This window comes from Terriglobia bacterium (assembly GCA_020073085.1).
GTDB lineage: Bacteria > Acidobacteriota > Terriglobia > JAIQFV01 > JAIQFV01 > JAIQFV01.
Genome location: JAIQFV010000006.1, coordinates 270,002 through 277,057, shown reverse-complemented (window position 1 = coordinate 277,057; position 7,056 = coordinate 270,002). Strand labels below are relative to the sequence as shown.

Annotated in this window: 3 protein-coding genes; all 3 read right to left on the bottom strand. The window is 56.9% G+C overall.

The annotated features are described in order from the left end of the window. Positions 1–248: hypothetical protein (locus LAO21_08670; protein ID MBZ5552777.1), on the bottom strand; the 248-nt coding region annotated here is incomplete at its 3' end. 288 nt (positions 249–536) lie between these two features. Next, positions 537–4,409, bottom strand: coding sequence for an Ig-like domain repeat protein (locus LAO21_08665; GenBank protein MBZ5552776.1), 3,873 nt, complete (start codon positions 4,407–4,409; stop codon positions 537–539). A gap of 1,357 nt (positions 4,410–5,766) precedes the next feature. Further along, the gene (locus tag LAO21_08660; GenBank protein MBZ5552775.1) at positions 5,767–7,056 is read right to left on the bottom strand and encodes a DUF4349 domain-containing protein; all 1,290 of its coding nucleotides are present in this window, start codon (positions 7,054–7,056) and stop codon (positions 5,767–5,769) included.

Here is a 7,056-nt window from a genome sequence, read left to right as displayed (position 1 = left end):
GAGCGCATGCCCGCGGCACCCTCACGATTATTTTCCAGGACGGGGGTGCCGCAGATATGCGTCTTGTGCATGTCTGCGACGGTGAGGTCTGGAGGGCTCTTCGTCCGCCTCAGCTTCATCTGCAATCGTAGACCCTCGGGACCCGATAGGCTCGGGACCGATGCGCAGGCATGCAAAGAGCGCATGCCCGCTGCACCCTCACGATTATTTTCCAGGATGGGGGTGCCGCAGATATGCGTCTTGTGCATGTCTGCGACGGTGAGGACTGGGGGGCCCTTCGTCCGCCTCGGCTTCATCTGCAAGGGTAGACCCCCAGAACGTGATAGGCTCGGGATCAAGGCGCAGGCACCCTCACGATTATTTTCCAGGATGGGGGTGCTGCAGATATGCGTCTTGTGCATGTCTGCGACGGTGAGGACCGGGGGCCCTTCGTCCGCCTCGGCTTCATCTGCAAAGGTAGACCCCCAGAACGTGATAGGCTCGGGATCAAGGCGCAGGCATGCAAGGAGCACATGCCTGCGGCACCCGGATGATCCTTATTTGGCCACGTCCAGGGGCAGGCCGTCCTCTCCGAAGAAGGAGATCTTGAGGTTTACAGGCAGCCCGCTGGTGTTTAACAAGATGATCTCCGTCTGGTACCCGCCGCCGTCGGCAATCTGAGGGAAGACAATCGGGGTCGGCGATGGCTGGTTGAAGTCCGCCACTGGGAAAGTGGTCAGCAGGAAATCACCTCGCGTGTTCGACAGTCCCCGCAACGTCAGGGCTGCAAAGGGTGTAGGCGCCGTCAAATCCAATACCCCTACGAAATTTTCAGGCAATCCCGGGATGAGTTCATTGACAAATCGGGCGGTGTGCCCGTTGCCGGCCAGATCCACGCTCCCCGTTCCTACTACTTGTGTTCCGTCGCCTTGAAGAACCTTCAGCGTCACGCGCACCGCGGACCCATCCACGGCGGCCAGTGCCAGCCCCGTCAAATGATCCTTGGATTGATCCACGTAGACCAACGCATGGGTGGTCGGTTGGGCCGAAGGAATCCCCGACTCCGTGACCAGAATTCCGGAACCGAAGAGCGTCCCCGCAAGTGAGTAGCTGAACAAGCCCACTCCCACCGGGGCCGATGTCCCGCTATCCGGCAATACCTGCGCCGAGCCGGTGTGGACCGAGGTGGGTACTCCGTCTGTTCGGAACAGGAAACATCCGCCCGGCAGAATGCTGTAATTAAAGATCGCTGCGCCGACTCCCGCGTCGCCTGCCCGGTGAACCGTCAAGGGGGCCCCCTCATCCGTGTAGAATCGGATCTGGCCGGTTTGCGAAATGCCGGCGGGGTTCATCAAAACGAATTCGGTCTGATAACCGCCCCCGTCGGCCACCTGGGGATAGTAGATTGTCGTGCCGGGGAGCGTCCTGGTTTCATCCGCCACCGGCAGGCTGGTCATCAAGGTCTCCCCTCGTTGGTTCGTAGTCAGCCTCAACGCCACCACCGATACCGGCTGGTCGCTCTGGATTTGGAGCGTCCCGGCGCCCGTGGAGGCAAAGCCGACTGGTATCGTAAAGTCAGGCGCCAACTGGGAGAGCTGGTCGATAAAGACTGCCCGGTGATTGCCCACAGGCAGTGTTCCATGCCCCACCTCAACCACGGCTCCACGTTCGTCTCGCAGGATGAAGGTCAGGTGTGCGGCATTACTCCCCTTGTTCACGATTCCAATCCCGGTATTGACGCTTATCGTTCCAATTTCTAATGCCGCACTTTTTGTCGGGACACCGCTCCGGTAGTCGATGAAGATTCGAGCCGCGGTCGTTGCCGGAGAAGCAGGCACGCCCGCTTCACTGACCACCGTATTGTTTTGTTTCAAACTGAACACGGCTGTGCCCCATACCTGATTCAGCTGCGCCACCCGTTCGGCACTGCTCTTTCCAGCGCTCGGAGTCACCTCTGCCGCGCCGGCTTCGACGGTGTCGTTTGTTCCGGGGGTTGAGAATCCACTTGAGCCTCCGGAGTCCAATGAGGCTGCGGCCTGACTGTTCTCCGGGGTCGCGGCCGATTGGGTCACCGAGAAAGTCCGGCCGGCAATCGACAGCGTCCCGGTGCGCGGCGTGGTTCCAGCATTCGGCGAGACCTGGTAGTCCACGGTGCCGCCCGCCTGTCCTCCACGGGTGGCGGTGATGGTCAGGAAATCGGAGTTGCTGACCGCCGTCAAAGGACAAGTGGTGGCTGACGACGACGCGATACTCCCGGCCCCTCCGCGCGAACGGAAAGCTGCGACCGCCGGGGTGATATCCGCCGCCGGGTTCGAGACCACCAATACGGCACTGTTTGTGTTGTTTCCCAAGGCGGGATCTATTCCCGGGAAACTCACGGAGACATCAGTGCTGATTTGTGTCCCATCTGCGGCGCCGCAGTTCACTGTCACCAGCAGGGTTAATGAAACTGTTTCATCTACTGTAATGGGTACTCCCTTGAGGCAATTCACCGTACCCGTGGGGGTAGCGTTGCACGTCCATTCGGGCGATCCCACCTTCGAAAAGTATGTCAAGCTCGATGGTAAGACGTCGGTCACTACCACGCCGGTAGCCGAATTCTTACCGGTATTCGTGACCGTGATGGTGAACGTCGCATTGGTATTCACTTGCACTGTCTTAGATGGCCCCTGGAGAGTCACCCCAAGATCCGCCTCCTCCATGACGGTCAGTACCCCATTGACAAAGGTGAAGGTGTAATTCGCCGCCGAAAGGGTCCCCACAGTCACTGTGATCGGATAGGTTCCATATGGACTGCTCGCGGTTGCGGTCGTGCTCAGGCTGGCACTTCCACTGACCACGCTGGAGGATTCTCCATTCGCAAAGCCGCTCAGCACTGCCGTTAATGTCGGGAGTGGGCCACCCGGGGGCATGGACTTGTTGTCGGCTGTCACGGTCAGCGTGGCCCTCTGGACAGTTTGTGTTATTTCAATTGATGTCCCGGGATTGAAATTGCTGTCGCCATTGTAGGTTGCAGTAATCCCGTGAGAACCTGCCGGGAGTGACGAGGTGGTGTACCTCGCAACCCCACCTATAAGTGATGCGGTACCGAGCGAAGTTGAGCCTTCCATGAAGGTGACTGTCCCCGTAGGAATTGGGGCCCCGGATACCGTGGAGCTGACATCGGCAGTCAATGTCACCGCCTGTCCATACACACTGGAATCCGTCGATGAAGTTAAACCGGTCGCAGAGTTGACTGTGCCTTGCACAATCAGTTGGGTCGGAAAACCGGAGGCGGCAAGTTGTTGTGCAGATATAAATTGATGATTCCCGGCCGCGTCAACCAGCTCTAAATCTGACAGGGTCCAGGTTCCGGTGGGACTGAATTGCGGGAAGTTGACCGTGATGACCCCGGACCAGGTGGTTTGAGGAGGGTTAATTTGCTTCGGCACGGCAAATCCACCGGTCCCTGAGGGGTTCTGGAGATACAGCCAAATGATGCTGATACCGCTCTGATTGTCACTGCCTGACACGTTCGCATCCACCGTCGCCGGAGCCAGCGCCGTGTTGATGGTGGTGGGGGTAAGAGTAAGCGCGGTGAGTGTTGGGGCTGCCACATCCTGCTGGCCTGTTATATTGATCACAGTTGGAAATCCTAAGGAGGAGAGTTGACCGGCAAGGAAAGCAACCGTATTCCCGACCTTATCCACGAGCGTGATCCGATCTATGATCCAATTCCCGTTTTCACTGAACTGGGGAAAGGTTAGTACAACGGAACCGGCCCAAACAAGTTTTGGATCCCCTTCAACAAAATCCGAAATGATCTGTTGGCCTGAAGGGCTCTTGAATGCCGCTCCGACACTCGTGATGCCGCTCTTGTCGTCTTTCGTGGAGAAATTTACGCTAACCGTCGTCGGGCTTGAACCTGTGTTGATTAAGGCAGGATCAAAGCTCAAAGCTTCTAGCGTAGGCGGTGTTAAGTCCGGGTTTCCCGTCACTTCAAGGAACTCTGGAAAACCTGCTCCGTTGAGTGCTGGACCATTTATCCTTCCCCAATTTCCGGCTTGGTCTGCGGTCTGAACAAGATCTACCACCCACGTCCCGGTCTCCCCAAACTGTGGAAAAGTGACAATGGCAGTTCCCTCCCATGTAGCCTGGGGTGCTGGTAGATCGACTATTCGAGTGGCGAACTGACCATGAGGGCTTCTGAACACCACTTGGAACGTTTTCACTCCACTTTCAAAGTCTGTCGTGTCCGCTGTTATATCCGTTGCTGTGAAGTTGACTGTGACCGTCGCAGATCCACTGCCGGTGTTAATGGTCTTTTCCATGAAATCGAAGGCACTCAAGGTGGGTGCCTTTGTGTCCTGAATGGCGAATACCAGGCTCGGACAGTAGCACAGCAACACGCACAAAAGAATCAGACCAAGGAATGACAGCGACCGGTTCATAAATTCCTCCAAAGGTGATCAGAAGATCAGTGAAGTCGTGGATCAAGGACGGACAATCGGACATTCGTGCGACCTATGCTGATAGTAAGAAGGGGGTGAGGCACGAATCTGCAAAAAGATTTCTTTAATAGCTAACCTGCGAACTTACGGTGTCGCTGGAAAACAGGGAATACTGTATCTTTGATTTCTGCCTCCCACAACAAGTGCTTAGTGAATCAGTGCCGCTTGATGTTTAGTCTCTGGAGGACCCATTGTCTTCGCAAACCGGGCATGTAAAAGCTGAGAAGATTTCTTCAGACCCGGATGGGCCTGTGTCCCCTCTTGGGTCTCCTTTGTGTAAGCCAAGATCCTTGTGAGCGGTTTCACAATACAAATCACTTAAAAACTCCCTGTGAAAAACATTGGAATTGAGACGAGGGAACTCGGGGATAAAGCCTCTTGGCATCCCTGAAACCGCCGGGAGCCTCCTTACGACACCTTGATAGGATAGCCCCGACGAATTCTCAATGCGATATGAATCTTCGACAATGCGGGGCGCTTCCGTAAGCTGGTGATTTCGCCCCGTGCGGCCGAGAAGACAATGAGGTCATACATCCATTGATCCAATGTCGTTTTCCCGCGGGCGGGTCAGACCATGTCATCGTCTCCGGCACCGTCCCTCAATTCGAAGAAGAAATGGGGAAGGGCCAGTACTTACCGACATCTTTCGCAAGGCTAAATCCCAATTGTAGATTGCAAAGATACGGCCCCAATCATTAGATCATTCCCGATCATTAACCCAAAATTCCAAGCGGGTGCCGCAGGCATGCGTCTTTTGCATGCCTGCGTCTGCCAGAGTCCTGAAGACCATCTGTGGGTGTGGTTCTAAGTCGGATCTGCGGGTTGTCTCGCCGGGGGGTTAGCGGCATCATGGACCGCTCGCAGGCATGCAAGAGACGCATGCCTGCGGCACCCGCGCCGCCCGGGCCCTTCCGCCGATTGTACTCCTGGCCGACCCGTCCGGCCATCCGCCGGGGCGGATTGCATCGACGCCGGAATGACCTCCCCTTCTTCCCGGTCATCGACTAACAAATGGACGTGGTTGGAGGTACCAATTCGACCTTCCTCACGTCGCTATGAATTGCTGGCTCGGTGGTGACACCGAAAACAAAATATTGAGTGCGGTGAAGTGACTTTACGAAATCAGACATGGCCAATTTGCCTAAGAGTTGAGGGTCCTCGACGGACAATTGCAGATTTGGGAGCTCTGACCCCAACCGTTATGGTCGAACTTCCATGGGAAACAGTTGGCTACGAGTGTTGCTGAACCCTCTCGCATACATCGCTGAGTGAGGATGTCCGCGCTACTCGAGAGGAGCTACTCAGCACGATTGCGACGGAATCTTTTCCATAATATGCGGGATGGAATGAACAGGATAGCGCCCCAGAGGATGAAGCTGGGTCCATAGGAAACCACGCCTAAAACCACACTGAACAGGCCTCCGATCATGAACCGGTACCCGTCCACGGCAGCGTTGTGAAGTTGAGTGAGTGAGGACGCAGGCATGGTCTGAAGCTGAGCCTTGTAGTCTTCGTTCACGTTCACAATCAATGTCGCGAAGTCCACGCGCTTTGTCAGTCTCTCCTTCTCAGCCGCCATGCGTTCAATTTCGCCTCGAACGCGGGCGATCGCTTCTTCCGCTTCGAGGACATCCGACAGTTTCCCGGTACGCTGGCGAAGCAGATCGGTCAGACGCCTTTCGGTGTTTCGGGCGTTGGAAAGCCGCGCCTCCAGGTCCACGTATTCTTGCGTCACTTCCTCTCCACCTTGCGACTCCGATTCGACCCGGCCCAGATTTCCTAGCTCCGCCATCGTCGCCTCCATTTGATCTGCGGGCATTCGCAAGGTGGCGGCGAGTGTGCGGGCCGCGCCGGCGGGGCTGCTGACGCTCAGCTCCCCGATATGGCCCCGGTGCCGCTTCAGAATTTCCTCAAGGCCGGTGCGCACCTTGTCGAAATCCCGGGTCGTCAACGTAATCCTGGCGGTGCGCACAATCAGGGGACCGGGGATCGTCAACGAATCAACCGGCTTTTGCGCGAGCTGTTGAGGTGCTCCATTGATGGACGTCGCATCACCCTTGCTTCCGAAACTTGAATACCGATCAGCCATCGGGAGGTTTCCCGCGACGCCGGTTCCAGCCCTCCCTTGCTCTCCTGACGATTGAAGTGTTCCATCCGTTTGAATACTGTCCTGAAGTGCGCCCTTGACAGGCGTCTCCGGCAGAGCCTTCCGGTACAGGACCATTCTCGGCATCGAAAAGAGGATCACCATCAGCCCGGCGCCGGCAAGGCCCCACACCCATCGAGGCCACCGGAAGGGATCCAGCTTCTCGAGCCAGGCCACTCGGACAGGGGTGTTGCGAGTTCCCTTCTTTCGATCGAATACTTCCAGCGCTGCCACGAGATCCGGCATGTTGCTCGGGCCTGCCTTTCCCACCTGCCAATCCATGAGTCTTCGGGAAACCGCTTGGAGATCGGCCGCGACCCCCTGACACTCCCGGCACTGCTCCAGATGGACCGCGGCGGCAGCCATTCGATCGGGGGGGAGTTCCCCGTCCAGATAGGCCATCAATTCTTCTTGTTCGATGGGATGGTTGATTTTGCTCAT